We start from the raw sequence: 16,124 nt of genomic DNA on the forward strand, positions 1-16,124 counted from the left end.
TTGTATTCTTTAGATTTTACCAACTTTGCCGGTCAGTAATAATCTAAATTTACTTGAGGTATTTTCTTTGGTCAACTCCCTTTACAATTTAAATTATACAGGAAGCTCCTAAATTTCATTTTCTAAAGCATCTACTGATAATTCCAATTCACTTTGTTCTTTGCTTTACTGTAAGTGGAGCAGGTGTAATTGTCCTGTGCATTGGTGTACTTTCCTGTAGGATTACCGTTTTTGTCCTTCTTTTCATAACCGCCGATGCTTGGTGTCACCGCTTTGCTCATCATCACGGGATAATCTCTCGTAGAGTGCTGTGATTTTGTTTAGTTCCGGTTGTTTGGTTTTCATAAGATTCTCCTTTTAAAACAAACAACCAGCTTATCTGTGGTTTTATTCTACCACGAATAAGCTGGTTTGTGTAAAAATAATTATTGTCTCACTAATAGGCGAAATCTGACAGAAAATCGGAACTGTTTTATAAGTATCACAAAATTTTAATTCCATAAATTTATGGGAATTATGAGAGAGATATGGATGCCTTTGTTACAAAAATATCAAATTTCCTGTCTGTTGTCATTTTGGCAAATTGGAATTTAAGGTTCTCTTTTATTTTCAAAATAAGCTTCAATCTTTTTATCTACAACAATTCCTACAGGTATCAAAACCAATAAAATAATTACCATTATTATCAATGTAAAAACCATCGCCCCATCAAAACATTTATCAGCAATAAGTTATTTTTCTTCTATAGATTCTGTTACATTAGTTCTATATTTCTCTTCACATGCTTTTAAGTAATCAAAGCATAATCCACCATCACATCTATAGAAAATGGATCTTTACAAATTGTATTATCACTATTGAGAATAAATACAGGTATGATATCTTTATCGTTGCTGTTTATATAACTAATTTTAAAACTGTATCCTGTTCTTCCAAGTGAAATGCCATCTCTTTTCATTGAAATACCTTGAATATTCGCCACTATATATTCGATATCTTCTGAATCGGTGATAGTAAAACCAGTTCCTGTATTTCCATCGAACACATTTATATGGTCTACCTCAGAAGGATTTACATTCTTACCGAATTTCTTTGGCATGAAATAGTAACCTACTGTTCCTACCAATAACACAGCAATTAAAATAACCAGAATACGCAGTTCCTTTTTCATACACTCTTTACCTTCACAAATCCCGATTTAATAGTCTCTTGAACAAGGCTACCATATGGGTTATTCTACCACATATTCATCCTTAATTCATCTAAAATTTTCACGATTGATTTACCATATATCTAAACTATCTTCCTAATCCACCCAAGCCGGCATCTCGTTATCCAAGACCAACCGGCATACTCCATAGGGTTGTCAATGGCAAGAGCGTTCAATGCACATTTTGAATTTGGTGAAACACATAAAAAGCTGCTCATCAAATATCCCCCGGATAATAATGTGGAGGATACAACTAGTACACCGAGTAATATTTTCCAGCTAAATACATTGATAAAATCGTACAAAATGAGTATAATAATAGTACGAAGAAAGGAAGTGGTGATATGTCAATTACAGCAACTGAATTGAAAAATAATCTTGGAAAATATTTATTATTATCTGCAAAAGAAGATGTTTTTATCACAAAGAATGGAAAAATAGTGGCAAAACTGACAAATCCACATCAGGATAGAGTAGAAGTAGCAAAATCCCTGTTTGGAATCTTACCAAAGGATGCAGACCTGAATGAAGCAAAAGAAGAAAGGATTGGTGCAAAATAGATGAGGATTCTTGCAGATACAAATGTGATAATAGATGCCCTGACTTCAAGAGAGCCATGGAATAAAAGTGCAGAAGAAATATTTCTTATGGCAGCAAATCATACAATCGAAATGTACATTACTGCAAGTTCAGCAACAGACATCTATTATCTTATAAGGAAACATTTGCATAACATAGAAGCAGCAAAGATGATAATGGGAAAGCTTTATTCATTGACTGGAATATTAGAGGTTACAGCGGATGACTGCATGGATGCACTTGCATCTACAATCAGTGACTATGAGGATGCAGTTGTTGAAAAGGTGGCATCCAGAAAAGATATGGATTATATTGTCACAAGAAATATAAAAGATTATCAGGCAGGTGGAACAAAGATAATTCTGCCAGATGATTTTGTGAAACTTGTTGAAGAGGAATAATTTTTACCACCAAATCGTCAAATACCGATTTTGTTAAACTCTTTCTATGCTCCATCCTCTGCCTTATTGCAGTCGATTCGTAAAAGCATATTATCATTAGAACGTGAAACACATTACAGCCTCCTGCCGCATTTTGGGCAGAATTCAAAGTCCTCTGTAGTTGTATATCCACAATTGCTGCATCTTTTTATTGTGTTTCCACTTCCATTTTCAAAGCCATAACCATACTGCGGGTTTACACGCTGCAAATGCTGTGGCAATATCTCCACGTCCTCGCCTCTTGCTATCCTGCGTCCTATTTCCGGATCAAGCTCGTAAAGCGCATTACAGCATGTGGTCTGCACATAGTAGTGCCTGTTCCATTTAAAACACGGAATGAAGAACAGTGACAGCACCATGTATGTCATATACACCTGATACCTGCCATACCTGCCACATTCATCGCAGGTAATGACCTGATTGAAGTCAAAGTCCTTCCTGCCGTCCGTTATTCCCATCATAAAAAACATATATGATGCCTCCGTTTATCTGTGCCATAGTCCCCAGAAGTCTCCAAGCGATTCTCTCGTATGAAATCCTCGCTCATCCTCAACCACCGGTATTGATTTGGCATCCATTTTCTCTATATTTACATAAGTACCCTGACCCACCATTGCAAATACCCTGTCTATCTGCTCCTCTGTGCCCTGTATTTCCATAAATACCGAGCCGTCAGGGTCATTTCTCACCCAGCCTGTTGCACCAACGCTTTCTGCCGCGTGTTCTGTTCTGTAGCGGAAACCTACTCCCTGCACCGAGCCGTACACTCTTATCTGCTTTCTGATGATTTTGCTGTCGTAATCACTCATATGCACTCACTTCCATGACACAAATTATTTTCAGTCTACAATAGCCCTGCAAACAGCCGCATAATTGACTGCCCCAGCCTTCGTCTTGCACTTCTTCCGGTCCTGTACTTCTCCGTCACCTCCGCTGACTCTGTGAAAAGCCTGATAAAATCATCCCTGATTTCATGCACCACTTCACAATCCGCCATAAAACAGCCATTTTCAAAGTGATGATAAAGGCTTCTGTAGTCAAGATTTATGGTACCGCAGGTTGCCATTATATCGTCTGCCACACTCATCTTTGCATGGCAAAAGCCCGGTGTCCACTCAAAAATCCTCACACCATGCTTCACAAGCTGGTTGTAGAATGAGCGTGTCACGCTGTATATTGGTTTCTTATCAGGTATGCCCGGCGTGATGATGCGCACGTCAACTCCACGCTTGGCGGCAAGTGTCAGCGCATGGCTCATCTCATCGGTAATGATAAGGTAAGGCGTGATAAACCAGCAATAACGCTGTGCCTTGTTTGCCATACTGATATAGACATCCTCCCCCACCTGCTCGTTATCGAGAGGACTGTCTGCATATGGCTGGATAAATCCACTCTGTTTTGCCTCATAATCATAGTGCAGCAGATATTGCGATACATCCACCTCGCGTGGCACCTTGCGCTCTGATGCATTCCACATCTCGAGAAATGCGATGGTAAACGACTTGACAGCATCTCCCTCGAGCCTGATTCCCGTATCCTTCCAGATTCCGTATGGGTGTGTCACGTTGAAGTACTCATTTGCCAGATTATAGCCGCCGGTATATGCGATTTTTCCATCAATTATCGTGATTTTTCTATGGTCACGATTGTTTAAAAACATGTTAAAGACAGGTGCAACCGGGTTGAACACCCTGCATTTGATGCCAAGCTTCTCCATCTTTTCCGAGAAATCCCTGTCTATGAAAAAGATTGAGCCCATATCATCATAAAACACCCTGACCTCGACTCCTGCCTGCACGCGCTCCGTGAGCACCTTTTGGATACGGTGCCACGATTCCTTGTCCTCTATGGCGTGATACTCCATGAAAATAAATTTCCTGGCCTTTGATAAATCGCTAAGCTGTGCTTCGAGTCCCTTTGACGCCTGATCATAATATGTCACATCCGTGTTCTGATATACCGGATATAGTGCATTTTTTGCCAGGTATGTTGAAATTCCCGCTGCTTGTGGCACCTTTTCATACATATCGGATAGTATGTCTGCGTTTTCAGGCAGACATGGAAGAAGCATGGAATCCACCTCTTCAAACCGTGCACGCATCTTATGCGGTGCGCCGTTTAGTCCGACTAACAGGTAAAGTGACACTCCCATTATCGGAAATGCCAGTATCAGTATAATCCATGGTGTAGTCATGGATGCGGTCTGCTCACGATTGTACAGTCCGAGCACAAGTATGATTGCCAGGACGCTTGTGGTCGTATTTATCGCTGCCGCATATTCATTTAGCCTTGTAAGCATATAGACCATGAAAACTGCCTGCAATAATATCGCAAGCGCTGAAAAAAACATTCTCTTTAAACCATTCTGTGTTTTTTTAGTTCCCTCGTAGGTTTTTTCCTTCATCGATTATGCCTCCATTATCTTACTGTCTGTAATGCAAAACCTCTCCATACATTTTTAGCCACTTTCTTATTTAAGAAGCCATTCAATTTCCTCTTTATAAGGAGGAATAGTCTTCTTCGCAGAGCCCTCCTCACAAAGCCATGGTGTTTCCAGAATCTTTGGTACATTTGCAAAGGTCTCATCATGCACCAGGCGGTGCAGTGTATCATAGCCGATGGTTCCCTTGCCTATATTTGCATGCCTGTCCTTGTGTGCTCCGAGAGGATTTAAGCTGTCATTCACATGAAATACCGCTATCTGCTCAAGCCCTATCACCCTGTCAAACTCTGCAAAAACCTCATCATAATGGTTCACAATGTCGTATCCTGCATCATTTACATGGCACGTATCAAAGCAGACACGCAGCCTTTCTTTCCTGTCCACTCCATCATAGATTGCCTTAAGCTCCTCAAAGGAACGGCCTATTTCACTGCCCTTTCCTGCCATCGTCTCAAGTGCGATAAACACATCGTCATCATTCTGATTGAGCACTGTGTTAAGTCCCTTTACAATCTGTGCGATTCCAGCCTGCTCACCGGCATTTACATGACTTCCCGGATGAAGCACCAGTATGCGGCTCTTCATTGCCGCGGTCCTTACTATCTCCTTTTCCAGAAACTCCACTGCCAGCTCGTATGTCTCAGGCTTTACGGTGTTTGCCAGATTTATGATGTATGGCGCGTGGACCACTATCTCATTTATCCCATGCTCATGTGCATATTCCCAGCCTGCGTCTATGTTGAGCTCAAAGATTTCCTTTCTTCTCGTGTTCTGTGGTGCCCCGGTGTAGAGCATAAACACATTCGCGCCATATGACGCTGCTTCCCTGGCTGATGCCAGAAACATATCTTTTCCTGCCATGCCTACGTGACAGCCTAATTTTATATCACTCATATTTTTCCTCTGTTTCATTGAATCTATATATCTATTATTTCTACTATAACACTACATCCCTGATAACTCTATCTAAATATTCTAAATTTTTACTAAACATAGCAAAATCCATTGACATAGTATTAAAAACTACATATACTATTCTTTGCAACCACATATATTAATGGAATATAATTGCAATGTATGTGATGCATAACTACAGTTAACCAATTATTATGATTAAAAGGGCAAAATACCTTTTGACCATCATATCATTATTATAGAAATACGAGGGTAAATATGTTTGAAATAATTGTTGACTCTGCGGCAAACATTCCTGCAGAGCTATGTAAAAAATATAAAATCAAGGTGCTATCATTTGTAAACCTTGTCAACGGAAAGGAAATGACCTGCTTTGAGCCTGACCTCACACCGGAACAGGAGCGGGCAAAGGGTAAGGAATACTATGACGCTATAAGAGAAGGTGCCGAGATAAAGACCGGACTTATCAGCAGCGGAATCTTTGAGGATACCTTCAGGGAAATCATTGAGGCAGACAAGGATATCCTGTATTTTTCCCTCAGTAAAAACATAAGCGGCAACTACAACTCAGCCCGTGTCGCAGCCGATGCTGTCCTTGATGATTGCAGTAACGGCAGAAAAATACGCCTGGTGGATTCATTAAATGCTTCCCTCGGACAGGGACTTCTCGCAATATACGCCAGTGAAATGCGTGAGAAGGGCATGAACTTTGATGAGGTGGCTGACACGATAGAGACCTATCCTGCCAGATTAAACGGTGTGTTTACCGTGGGCAATTTAAAGTATATTGCAAGAACCGGCAGATTAAGCGGAACCACCGCTTTGGTTGGCAACATGCTAAGTATCAAGCCTATCCTAAGGGGCAGCAAGGACGGATATATTGTACAGTTCAGAAAATGTCGCGGCCGAAAAGCTGTATTAAATGAGCTTGTCAATCTGTTATGCGACAACATTACAGACCCTGAAAATCAGATTATCGGAGTGGCACATGCTGACGCATATGAAGATTCGCTCTATGTGATTGAACAGATTAAAAAGCGCATAAAGGTGCGCGATGTGATAAATACCACCTATGATTTCTGCACCGGAAGCCATGTTGGTCCGGAAGCTTTAGCAGTATTTTTCATGGGAAAGGACAGAGAATTGGGAGCCTGATATCAGGCTCCCATTATATTTTACTTCTTAAGCTGCAGCTTTCTTGCTTTCTGATTTCTCACAGAGCTTCTTCACACCCTGAATTGCGACAAGCACACCAAGGATGAGCAGTAATACTGCGAATATAAGCTGTAATGAATTTCCAAGGTCAAGTCCTACAGAGAATAACGCCTTTGTAAGCTTGTAGATTGTCATGCCAAGTGCAGTAAATGTAACTGCCATCATGAATACCATTGGAATCCAGAGCATGCAGCCCTGACGCTTTGTCTTCTTTAAGAATACTGCACAGGCAACAAGTGCAAGTACTGATAAGAGCTGGTTAGCTGAACCAAACAGTGGCCATATCTCTGCATAGCCTACCTTTGTAAGCATGAATGCAAGTATCAGTGTGATGATTGTTGCAAAGTATTTGTTTGTCATCAGCTTGACAAATGGACTCATATTGTCATCATCTGTGTCTGAATCAAGCCAAAACTCCTGGAATGACAGACGTCCGACTCTGGCTACTGAATCAAGTGATGTCAGAGCGAAGGCTGATACAGCAAGGTTAATCAGTGTGAACACAAGTGAGTGTGGTAAACCGATTACTGACAGGAAGTTTGCGATAGCTCCTGCGAAAATCTGTGGCTGTGTTGTAAGTCCCTGAGCTGCTGCCTCTCCCTTACCGAATGATGCTACTGCAATAAGTGCCAGGATTGCAAGCATACTCTCCATAAGCATGGCACCGAATGAAACAGGAAGCATGTTCTTCTCATTCTTAATCTGCTTAGAAGCAGTACCTGATGATACAAGTGAATGGAAACCTGAAACTGCACCACAGGCGATTGTTACGAATAAGATTGGGAACAGATACTGTGGGTTTCCGTTTGCATCAGGGATTGCAAATGCTGTGAAAGCCTCAAGGTTACAAGCAGGATTTGCAACAAATACACCGATTACCGCACCTACGATCATGAAGATTAACAGGTAGCTGTTAAGGTAATCACGTGGCTGAAGCAGTGCCCATACAGGTGTAACACTGGCTATAAGTATATATGCAAATATAATTATGTGCCATACGCTAAGGTTTAAATACATTGGGAAATTGAGTCCCAGTGCTATAGCTACTATAAGTAATGCGATTGCAACAAGTGTGTTAATCCATTTGTTGAACTTAGAGTATTTAAGGAAGAAACCAAGGGCAACTGCTTCTATGATGAAAAGCATTGATGTAGTTGCAACTGCTCCGTTGGCTACAACCTTTGTAACCTCGCCTGCTTTATCAGCAGCAAAGCCATTGAAGGTTCCGGCTACGACATCTGCGAAGGCTGCAACAACAAGTATACAGAACAGCCAGCAGAATAACAGGAATAATTTCTTTCCTAATTTACCGATATACTCCTCGATGATGTAACCGATTGTACGACCCTTGTTCTTAACTGAAGCGTACATAGATGCAAAATCCTGAACAGCTCCAAAGAATACACCACCAATTAATATCCAAAGCAGAACCGGAAGCCATCCGAAAATAGCTGCCTGAATTGGTCCGTTGATTGGACCTGCACCTGCGATAGATGCAAACTGATGTCCGAATACTACATTGGTATCGGCCGGTACATAGTCCACTCCGTCCTCCATCTCGTAGGCAGGAGTCTTGGCATTTGGATCAATGCCCCATTTGTTTTGCAGATAACGGCCATATAATAAGTATGCTCCACCGAGCACAACAATGGCTATTACCATCATTAAGATTCCACTCATATTATTACCTCTTTCTTTTGTTTATCTTAATTTTATTTGTATATTATGTTTACTCTTTTTTTAACAAATTTCAATAAATATTTTATACATAATTTATTTTTAATTTCTATGATTTTTGTTTAATTTACCAATCGGTTATAATAGGTATTCATTCTCTTTATGCTGTCTTTGTCTCAGCGGCTTCTTCTGCCTTTTTAGCAGCCATTTTGTCCTTTAATGCAAAGGCTCCGGCAAGCAGTGTGCCTGAGATTGAATGCCATGTACATGACACTGCACAGATGATGGCTGATTCAGGTGTTGAAGCAAACTGTGCTGTAGTGGTGGCAAGGTTTGTGGCAAGACCTGCATTCTGCATACCAACCTCGATAGAGATGGTTCTCTTCTTGGCTGTGTCCATGCCTACCAGCTTTCCTGCACCGTATCCGAGCAGATATCCAAGTCCGTTATGTAACAGAACTGCCGCAAAAATCACTACTCCTGATGTAAAGAACTTTGAGCCCTGTGATGATACAACACCACCTACAACGAATGCCAGACCAAGCACCGCAATACCCGGCATGACCTTCTGAGCCTCGGCAAATGCCTTTTTCTTTCCAAGCAGGTAGTTGAGTAAAAATCCAACCGCTACAGGAAAGATTACAGTCTCAATGATTGACACAAACATCGGAAGCGCCTTGATTGAGACATGTGTTCCGCTTGCAAGCAATGATACCAGAAGCGGTGTCATAAATGGTGAGAGCAATGTGGAAACTGTTGTCATTCCAACTGAGAATGCCACATCACCACCGCAGAGGTATGACATAATGTTTGAAGAAACACCACCAGGACAGCAGCCTACGAGGATAAGTCCAAGTGCGATTCCGTCAGGCAGATTCAATGCCTTTGAGATACCAAATGCGAGAAACGGCATGATAAGATACTGTGCGATTGCACCTACACATATATCAAATGGTCTCTGTGCAAGTATCTTGAAATCCTGTGTCGTAAGTGTAAGTCCCATACTAAACATGATGATTCCGATAATGATTGACTGACATGTGAACTTGTTGGATACCGGATCCACAAACAGCATCTGATTTACCCAGGCCATCAGATTCGGAACCAGAAATGTGACTACGGCGATTGCTATGACAACTATCGATGTGTAGTCTGATAAAAATTTACTTACTTTTTGTAATGCTTTCATTGTAAGCCTCCTTAACATTTTTCTGCTCACTAAAACTCTTTTATGGAATTAAAAAATCCCTTTCCAGATTGACATAATCTGAAAAGGGACGAAATAATCCGCGTTACCACCCTGATTCCACAGTGTATTACTGTGACACTCTGCATACCAGCATATGCTTTCCATATAACGGTGGACACCGGCGAGGTTTACAGACACACTTAATGCTTTCAGCCTGCTTCTTAGAGAGGATATTCCAATCTGATCATTGCCTGTTCGCACCGCCCACAGGCTCTCTGAAAATAAATACAAATCGGACCTTGTTCTCATCAACGAATTTTGGTGAACATATTTATTTAAATCTTGCTTTGTATTATAGTCCTCTGACACTATATGTCAAGAGAATGATACAAATTTGTACTATAATATTTATTTATAGTTTTTATTCATGCGCTTTATTCTTATTATTTATTCGTAATCTTTGTTGTTATACTCATCATTCCATGACTGTCCTGATGAAGCTGAACGATTTCTACCACTCAGAATCTGCGTTTCATCATAATCATTCTGACCATACTGCGGGTTTCCGGCTCCGTTTGTTCCCGGTGTACCATACATATTCTGGCCGTACTGCTGATTTCCGGCTCCGTTTGTTCCCGATGCTCCGTACATGTTCTGGCCGTACTGCTGATTTGCTCCGTTTCCGTACATGTTCTGACCATACTGCTGACCGTATCCGTTTGAACCGTATGGATTATAGTAGTTATTATTACTATTGTATCCATCTCCCACATAAACAATGTTTTTGTTGAAGGCAATAATACAGATAAAAATCACATTGAGGAATATAAGTCCGCAGGCAAATCCTGCTCCCTTGCCAAACGCATGTGACAAACCAATACAACACATTATATTTAAAACCACCATAACTATAAGTGCGGAAAAAAATATAACCACCGAGAATATCATCATTGCCATATGAGTACTAAGACTGCTGCTATAACCATACATTGAATCATAATATGATCTGGAATAAGCACGCGCAAACATAAAAATGCCCGAAACAACCAGCTCATAGCATAACAGAATAAATGAAGCTATCGTAACAATGAAGGCGGCAAGATATCCCCAAAACAGCTTTTTCTTTCCTGCTACCTTGAATCGTATATATGAGCTGTAAAATGGTATAATCGCTGCCCATCCCGGCTCCCCTGCTTTATTATACAAAATCCACGATGCCACAATCGTAAGTACAAATACGGCCAGATTTATTACTTCCCTGACTCCATCCGTATCGCTAAAAAGCGAATAATAAAAACTCATTTGCATTCTCCTTTTCATAACCTATATCTATATGTTATGAAAAGTATACATTACCTTTAATCAAAGAGCAATATAATTATTGCCAAAATTCCTTTTTCTCACACCTTGCTCTTTTTAAGCATAACATAAATAAAATCTGATTTTACGGAGATATGAAATTTTATGTGTGGTATTGCCGGATTCTGTAATTTTAAAGAAGACTTTGAAAAGAACACCGATTACTGGAACTTTCGTCTTGAGAAGATGCGTGCTGTGCTCGCCCACCGCGGCAACGATGCCAGAGGACGCTACCTTAAAAAGCATATTGGTCTGTCGCACAGCCGTCTGGCCATCCGTGATATCCTGTGCGGCGACCAGCCCATGACGCGTACCCACAATGGCTATGATTACACTATCTGCTATAACGGAGAAATTTACAACACTGATGAGCTGATTCCCGAGCTGTCCGAAAACGGCTTTGTATGCTCCACAACCTCAGACACAGAGGTTATTCTATACGCCTACATCCATTGGGGCGCCGATTTTGTCAATCGCTTAAACGGTATTTTTGCATTTGCCATATGGGATGCGGCTAAAAGCCGGCTGCTATTATACCGCGACCGCGTAGGTGTCAAACCGCTTTTTTATGCCATCCGAGGGGATTCTCTGGTGTTTGGCTCCGAGCCAAAGGCCTGCTTTGCTCACCCTGCAGTAAAGCCTGAGCTTGATAAGCAGGGCTTGCAGGAGCTTCTTGCTATCGGGCCTGCGCACACGAGCGGGCTTTCCCTGTTTAAGGATTTGTTTGAGGTTTTGCCGGGACATTTCATGATTTACTCCCGGGATGGGCTGCATGATGAAACCTACTGGGAGCTTACAAGTCGGGAACACACCGAGAGCTATCGGGATACCGTTGCTCACACACGTTTTCTGGTGGAGGATGCTATAAAAAGGCAGATGGTTTCCGATGTGCCGGTATGTACTTTTCTGTCAGGCGGCATCGATTCAAGCATCGTGACCGCCATCGCCGCAAACTATATGAACACACGCGGTAAAACGCTCAACACTTTTTCCTTCGACTTTAAGGACAATGACAGGTATTTTAAGGCAAACGCCTTCCAGCCGGAGAGGGATCTGCCCTATATCAATCGTATGCTTGAAGAGTATGAGACAGCCCACTCCTATCTCGAGTGTGATGAGAACTCTCTCTTCAAGGCGCTCTTTGCCGCAGTCGATGCAAAGGATATGCCCGGCATGACCGATGTGGACTCGTCACTTTTATATTTCTGCAGCCTCGTCAGCCGAAAAAACAAGGTAGCTCTTACCGGTGAGTGTGCTGATGAAATCTTTGGCGGATATCCGTGGTTTTACCGCAAAGAGCTGCTGGAAAGATATGGCTTCCCATGGTCATCGGATGTCGCTCCACGCCTTACTCTTTTGCGCGATGATGTGGGTTTGGAGCTTGATTTATCCGGTTATCAAGCTTTTCGATATGAGGAGTCCAGGTCAAAAGCACCTCTCCTTTACGGCGAGGCCGGTGAGGACGAAAGCCGCCGCATAATCGGATATCTCAATATCAAATGGTTCATGCAGACGCTTCTTGACCGCATGGATCGCACCAGCATGTACTCCGAGCTTGAGGCCCGCGTACCTTTTGCCGACCATCGTATCATTGAGTATGTCTTTAATGTGCCTTGGCATATGAAATATCAAAACGGTGTGGAAAAGACTCTGCTTCGCGATGCTTTTTCAGATGTCCTGCCACCTGAGCTTTTGCACAGAAAAAAGAGCCCATATCCAAAGACTTATCATCCCGGCTATGAAGCTCTTCTTATAAAGGGAATGGAGGAGATATTAGACTCCCCTAACGCCCCTGTGCGCACTCTCATTGACACTGACAAAACGCGCGAATTTTTAAAGGCACCGGCAGAATACGGCAGTCCGTGGTTTGGCCAGCTCATGGCAGGTCCGCAGCTTATCGCATATTTCATCCAGATTAATTACTGGATGGAGAAGTATCAGCTGTCTGCCTAATGCTCATCCATGATTAATTGACCTTGCGCTCTATATCAATGATGTTATTCTCTATGATATTGTTTTCTGTAATGTTGTTATCTATGCTCTCTGCCGAAGAGGTGCTTTCACTCTCCTGCTCCTTCGGTGTAAATCTTCTCACCTTATCCATGAGCTGAGTCTTCTTCAGCTCATGCTTAAGCTCAACACGCTCACTCTTCTGCTGTCGCTTTTTCTCCTTAAGCTCGTACTTGGCCTGCTTCTTTGCGAGCTTATTCTGCCTCTTCTGCTCCTTTATGGCAGCCTTTACTTCTCTCTTTGCCTGCTTTGCCGCAAGCTTTGCTTCTTTTGCTTCGGTCTTTATGCGGCTCTTTTTATTTTTCTTTACGCTCTTTTTGGCAACCTTATGTAGTTCCTTAAGATCTGATTTTGCAGCCTTTATATTTTTTCTGTCCTTGCGGTATGGATTGTGCGCAAAGTATCCAACAGTGCCTATCATCATAAGAAGCAGCGCCAGTGCCTCTCCAGCCATCGTGACATACTCCAGATACTGCGAATACAGCTTGTAGCCTGCCATCTCCTCCGCTATCAGGATAAGCGGGATGAAAAACAGTATATTCTTTCGCTTTTGGGACAATAACGCTCCCTCCGCACCTACACACATGAGTACATACAGGCACAGCTGCGAAGTCGGTCCATAGGCATATGCCACAATCGCAGCCATTATTACAGATATGCAAAACACTATGAATGCTTCTCCGCGGAACAGGGCATTCTTGTACTCTTTTATTCCCTCCAGCTTGTCTACCGATATGCCATGCAGTGAATATACCTGGTCTGTGATATCCTCCATGCAGTCCTCATGGTATCGCTTCAGCTCCCTGTTGCTGTTTATATCGGCATCTATGGAGCGTCTGCGCTCTGTAAGCAGCTTCTGCTCCTCCATGATCTTCTCCCAGGCCTCATCCTCTGCCTCACGCTGAAGCTTCACCTGCTCGTGAACCCACTCAGCCCGCTGGATGCGCTCGCTCTCCTGCGGTATAACCATCTGCTGCGCATCTACTGTCTGCTGCGGTGTTTGAGTCTCCTGCGTCATGCTGTTATTTTCCTTTTCTTTATTTATCATTCCGGTTTTCTGCCTCTTTCTTCTAGACATTTTCTTCCTCTTGCAATTGTTATTTACTGCTATATATCTTCTATTAAAGCATATTTCAGCGGAATTTTCCATAGAATATGCGCATGATATCCGCAATTTTTACAAACTGCAAAAATCCCGGAAATCCGCTTACCTGCAGATTCCGGGATTTTATAATTACATATGATGTGCCACATCTATTCTGATAAGTGCCTTCCTGAGTGCAAACTCTGCTCTCTTCACATCAATCTCTGCTGTGTGATTTGAAAGGCGCTGCTCTGCCCGCTCCTTTGCGGCCTGTGCGCGGTCTATGTCTATCTCATCAGGCCACTCTGCAAGCTCTGCGAGAAATGTGACCTTGTCTCCAAGTATTTCCGCAAAGCCTGAATGGATTGCGGCTATTTTCTCCTCATCGCCATTATGGATAGTCACGATTCCCGGTGCAAGCACTGTCGTGAGCGGTATATGGTTTTTGTATACACCAATCTCTCCGTTTTGGGTATTGAACTCGAGGAAGTCTGTCTCTCCCTTGTAGAACACCCTGTCCGGTGTGATTATTTCTATGTCAAAAATGTTATCTGCCATGAAATCACCTCACATTACTGCATCTTGGCACGGACTTCATCTATGCTTCCAACGTTTAAGAAATAGCTCTCCGGTACATCATCATGCTTTCCTTCGAGTATCTCCTTAAAGCCTCTGATGGTCTCGGCGATAGGCACATATTTGCCCTCGAGTCCTGTAAACTGTCCTGCCACGAAGAACGGCTGTGACAGGAAACGCTGCACCTTACGTGCGCGGCTTACTACAAGCTTATCCTCCTCTGAGAGCTCATCCATACCGAGGATTGCGATGATATCCTGCAGCTCCTTGTACTTCTGGAGTATCTCCTGGACAGCGTGTGCCACCTCAAAATGCTCCTGTCCCACGATACGCGGATCAAGGATACGCGATGTGGATGCCAGCGGGTCTACAGCCGGATAAATACCAAGCTCTGCGATAGAACGCTCAAGTACTGTCGTGGCATCGAGATGTGCGAAGGTAGTCGCCGGTGCCGGGTCTGTAAGGTCATCTGCAGGCACATATACGGCCTGAACAGATGTGATTGAACCGTTCTTTGTTGATGTGATACGCTCCTGAAGAGCTCCCATCTCTGTCTGCAGTGTCGGCTGGTAACCAACGGCTGAAGGCATACGTCCTAAAAGCGCTGATACCTCTGAACCTGCCTGGGTGAAACGGAAGATATTGTCCACAAAGAGAAGCACATCCTTGCCGCCTCTGTCACGGAAATACTCTGCCATTGTAAGTCCTGCCAGGGCAACTCTCATACGTGCTCCAGGCGGCTCGTTCATCTGTCCGAACACCATGGTGGTCTTGTCGATAACACCTGACTCCTTCATCTCGTAGTACAGGTCATTTCCCTCTCGTGTACGCTCTCCTACACCGGTAAATACTGAGTATCCACCATGCTGTGTAGCGATGTTGTGGATAAGCTCCTGGATGAGCACCGTCTTTCCTACTCCGGCACCTCCGAAGAGTCCGATTTTTCCACCCTTCTGGTATGGGCAGAGCAAATCTACAACCTTTATTCCTGTCTCAAGCATCTCCTGCGATGTAGCCTGCTCCTCAAAGCTAGGCGCAGGTCTGTGGATTGCCCATTTCTCCTCTGTCTGTGGAGGCTCAACCTCGTCGATAGGCTCTCCGAGCACATTGAACATTCTTCCAAGTGTATTCTCCCCCACCGGCACAGAAATAGGTGCTCCTGTTGAGATAGCGTCCATGCCGCGGACGAGACCATCAGTAGGTCCCATGGCGATACATCTGACTGTATCGTCGCCCAGATGCTGTGCAACCTCGACGACCAGCTTTCCGCCGTTTTTCAGCGGCACCTCGACTGCATCGTTTATCTCAGGCAGATTACCCTCTGAAAACTTGATATCCAGAACGGCACTGATAACCTGTATGATTTTACCTACATTTTTATCTGCCATTTATAGTTTCTCCTTCTTTTTTAATTCATATGATACACT

At 43.0% G+C, this 16,124-nt stretch carries 16 protein-coding genes and 1 other annotated feature; of the genes, 4 read left to right on the forward strand and 12 right to left on the reverse strand.

Annotation, left to right across the window (positions count from 1 at the left end; all coding sequences use genetic code 11):
• Positions 1-131 precede the first annotated feature (131 nt).
• Complete coding sequence (locus ACTQ1L_RS11800; protein WP_306763942.1) at positions 132-284, reverse strand: hypothetical protein; 153 nt, start codon at positions 282-284, stop codon at positions 132-134.
• Positions 285-787: 503 nt separating this feature from the next.
• Entirely contained in the window at positions 788-1,171 is a 384-nt protein-coding gene (locus ACTQ1L_RS11805) for a hypothetical protein (protein WP_441367334.1), read from the reverse strand.
• Between the two features lie 383 nt (positions 1,172-1,554).
• On the opposite strand from ACTQ1L_RS11805, the gene ACTQ1L_RS11810 reads away from it, so the two are divergent.
• Both ACTQ1L_RS11810 and ACTQ1L_RS11815 read left to right on the forward strand, forming a co-directional pair.
• Positions 1,555-1,770 (forward strand): type II toxin-antitoxin system Phd/YefM family antitoxin, encoded by a 216-nt coding sequence (locus ACTQ1L_RS11810; protein WP_441367336.1) that lies wholly within the window; start codon positions 1,555-1,557, stop codon positions 1,768-1,770.
• A complete protein-coding gene (locus tag ACTQ1L_RS11815) occupies positions 1,771-2,190 on the forward strand; it encodes a PIN domain-containing protein (RefSeq protein WP_441367338.1) in 420 nt (139 codons plus the stop codon).
• 113 nt (positions 2,191-2,303) lie between these two features.
• Here the strand turns inward: ACTQ1L_RS11815 and ACTQ1L_RS11820 are convergent, their stop codons facing one another.
• The 4 genes from ACTQ1L_RS11820 to ACTQ1L_RS11835 form a co-directional block, all read right to left on the reverse strand.
• Positions 2,304-2,699: a zinc ribbon domain-containing protein gene (locus ACTQ1L_RS11820; RefSeq protein WP_117689928.1), complete on the reverse strand. Its 396-nt coding sequence runs from the start codon at positions 2,697-2,699 to the stop codon at positions 2,304-2,306.
• A gap of 15 nt (positions 2,700-2,714) precedes the next feature.
• Entirely contained in the window at positions 2,715-3,038 is a 324-nt protein-coding gene (locus tag ACTQ1L_RS11825; protein WP_118141173.1) for an acylphosphatase, read from the reverse strand.
• Between the two features lie 35 nt (positions 3,039-3,073).
• The gene (cls, locus tag ACTQ1L_RS11830) at positions 3,074-4,633 is read right to left on the reverse strand and encodes a cardiolipin synthase (RefSeq protein ID WP_441367339.1); all 1,560 of its coding nucleotides are present in this window, start codon (positions 4,631-4,633) and stop codon (positions 3,074-3,076) included.
• Positions 4,634-4,699: 66 nt separating this feature from the next.
• Entirely contained in the window at positions 4,700-5,566 is an 867-nt protein-coding gene (locus ACTQ1L_RS11835) for a deoxyribonuclease IV (protein ID WP_055060845.1), read from the reverse strand.
• Between the two features lie 279 nt (positions 5,567-5,845).
• Between ACTQ1L_RS11835 and ACTQ1L_RS11840 the strand changes: the two genes are divergently transcribed.
• A complete protein-coding gene (locus ACTQ1L_RS11840) occupies positions 5,846-6,742 on the forward strand; it encodes a DegV family protein (protein ID WP_441367342.1) in 897 nt (298 codons plus the stop codon).
• A gap of 27 nt (positions 6,743-6,769) precedes the next feature.
• Here the strand turns inward: ACTQ1L_RS11840 and ACTQ1L_RS11845 are convergent, their stop codons facing one another.
• The 3 genes from ACTQ1L_RS11845 to ACTQ1L_RS11855 all read right to left on the reverse strand — a co-directional run bounded on the left by ACTQ1L_RS11845 (position 6,770) and on the right by ACTQ1L_RS11855 (position 10,970).
• Complete coding sequence (locus tag ACTQ1L_RS11845) at positions 6,770-8,482, reverse strand: carbon starvation CstA family protein (protein WP_441367343.1); 1,713 nt, start codon at positions 8,480-8,482, stop codon at positions 6,770-6,772.
• 157 nt (positions 8,483-8,639) lie between these two features.
• Positions 8,640-9,686 (reverse strand): bile acid:sodium symporter family protein, encoded by a 1,047-nt coding sequence (locus ACTQ1L_RS11850; RefSeq protein ID WP_441367408.1) that lies wholly within the window; start codon positions 9,684-9,686, stop codon positions 8,640-8,642.
• 63 nt (positions 9,687-9,749) lie between these two features.
• Positions 9,750-9,989, reverse strand: a binding site (T-box leader).
• Between the two features lie 126 nt (positions 9,990-10,115).
• Positions 10,116-10,970: a DUF5684 domain-containing protein gene (locus tag ACTQ1L_RS11855; protein ID WP_441367345.1), complete on the reverse strand. Its 855-nt coding sequence runs from the start codon at positions 10,968-10,970 to the stop codon at positions 10,116-10,118.
• A 162-nt stretch (positions 10,971-11,132) separates the two neighbouring features.
• On the opposite strand from ACTQ1L_RS11855, the gene asnB reads away from it, so the two are divergent.
• On the forward strand, positions 11,133-12,980 hold the full coding sequence (asnB, locus tag ACTQ1L_RS11860; RefSeq protein WP_441367347.1) for an asparagine synthase (glutamine-hydrolyzing): 1,848 nt from the start codon (positions 11,133-11,135) through the stop codon (positions 12,978-12,980).
• Between the two features lie 13 nt (positions 12,981-12,993).
• On the opposite strand, the gene ACTQ1L_RS11865 is transcribed toward asnB, so the two are convergent.
• From ACTQ1L_RS11865 to atpD, 3 genes are all read right to left on the reverse strand, one after another.
• On the reverse strand, positions 12,994-14,115 hold the full coding sequence (locus ACTQ1L_RS11865; RefSeq protein WP_441367349.1) for a hypothetical protein: 1,122 nt from the start codon (positions 14,113-14,115) through the stop codon (positions 12,994-12,996).
• 156 nt (positions 14,116-14,271) lie between these two features.
• Positions 14,272-14,679 carry an ATP synthase F1 subunit epsilon gene (gene atpC, locus ACTQ1L_RS11870; RefSeq protein ID WP_012741051.1) on the reverse strand — a complete coding sequence of 136 codons (408 nt, stop codon included), beginning with the start codon at positions 14,677-14,679 and terminating at the stop codon, positions 14,272-14,274.
• Between the two features lie 14 nt (positions 14,680-14,693).
• The gene (gene atpD, locus ACTQ1L_RS11875) at positions 14,694-16,085 is read right to left on the reverse strand and encodes a F0F1 ATP synthase subunit beta (RefSeq protein WP_441367351.1); all 1,392 of its coding nucleotides are present in this window, start codon (positions 16,083-16,085) and stop codon (positions 14,694-14,696) included.
• Positions 16,086-16,124: the final 39 nt, after the last annotated feature.

The organism is Agathobacter sp. LCP21S3_B2 (assembly GCF_052118705.1).
Lineage (GTDB): Bacteria > Bacillota > Clostridia > Lachnospirales > Lachnospiraceae > Roseburia.

Bases quoted from the DNA above. Each gene is read 5' to 3' on its own strand.
- ACTQ1L_RS11800 (WP_306763942.1), bottom strand. From the start codon at position 284: ATGATGAGCAAAGCGGTGACACCAAGCATCGGCGGTTATGAAAAGAAG.
- ACTQ1L_RS11805 (WP_441367334.1), bottom strand. From the start codon at position 1,171: ATGAAAAAGGAACTGCGTATTCTGGTTATTTTAATTGCTGTGTTATTG.
- ACTQ1L_RS11810 (WP_441367336.1), top strand. From the start codon at position 1,555: ATGTCAATTACAGCAACTGAATTGAAAAATAATCTTGGAAAATATTTA.
- ACTQ1L_RS11815 (WP_441367338.1), top strand. From the start codon at position 1,771: ATGAGGATTCTTGCAGATACAAATGTGATAATAGATGCCCTGACTTCA.
- ACTQ1L_RS11820 (WP_117689928.1), bottom strand. From the start codon at position 2,699: ATGTTTTTTATGATGGGAATAACGGACGGCAGGAAGGACTTTGACTTC.
- ACTQ1L_RS11825 (WP_118141173.1), bottom strand. From the start codon at position 3,038: ATGAGTGATTACGACAGCAAAATCATCAGAAAGCAGATAAGAGTGTAC.
- cls (WP_441367339.1), bottom strand. From the start codon at position 4,633: ATGAAGGAAAAAACCTACGAGGGAACTAAAAAAACACAGAATGGTTTA.
- ACTQ1L_RS11835 (WP_055060845.1), bottom strand. From the start codon at position 5,566: ATGAGTGATATAAAATTAGGCTGTCACGTAGGCATGGCAGGAAAAGAT.
- ACTQ1L_RS11840 (WP_441367342.1), top strand. From the start codon at position 5,846: ATGTTTGAAATAATTGTTGACTCTGCGGCAAACATTCCTGCAGAGCTA.
- ACTQ1L_RS11845 (WP_441367343.1), bottom strand. From the start codon at position 8,482: ATGAGTGGAATCTTAATGATGGTAATAGCCATTGTTGTGCTCGGTGGA.
- ACTQ1L_RS11850 (WP_441367408.1), bottom strand. From the start codon at position 9,686: ATGTTAAGGAGGCTTACAATGAAAGCATTACAAAAAGTAAGTAAATTT.
- ACTQ1L_RS11855 (WP_441367345.1), bottom strand. From the start codon at position 10,970: ATGAGTTTTTATTATTCGCTTTTTAGCGATACGGATGGAGTCAGGGAA.
- asnB (WP_441367347.1), top strand. From the start codon at position 11,133: ATGTGTGGTATTGCCGGATTCTGTAATTTTAAAGAAGACTTTGAAAAG.
- ACTQ1L_RS11865 (WP_441367349.1), bottom strand. From the start codon at position 14,115: ATGTCTAGAAGAAAGAGGCAGAAAACCGGAATGATAAATAAAGAAAAG.
- atpC (WP_012741051.1), bottom strand. From the start codon at position 14,679: ATGGCAGATAACATTTTTGACATAGAAATAATCACACCGGACAGGGTG.
- atpD (WP_441367351.1), bottom strand. From the start codon at position 16,085: ATGGCAGATAAAAATGTAGGTAAAATCATACAGGTTATCAGTGCCGTT.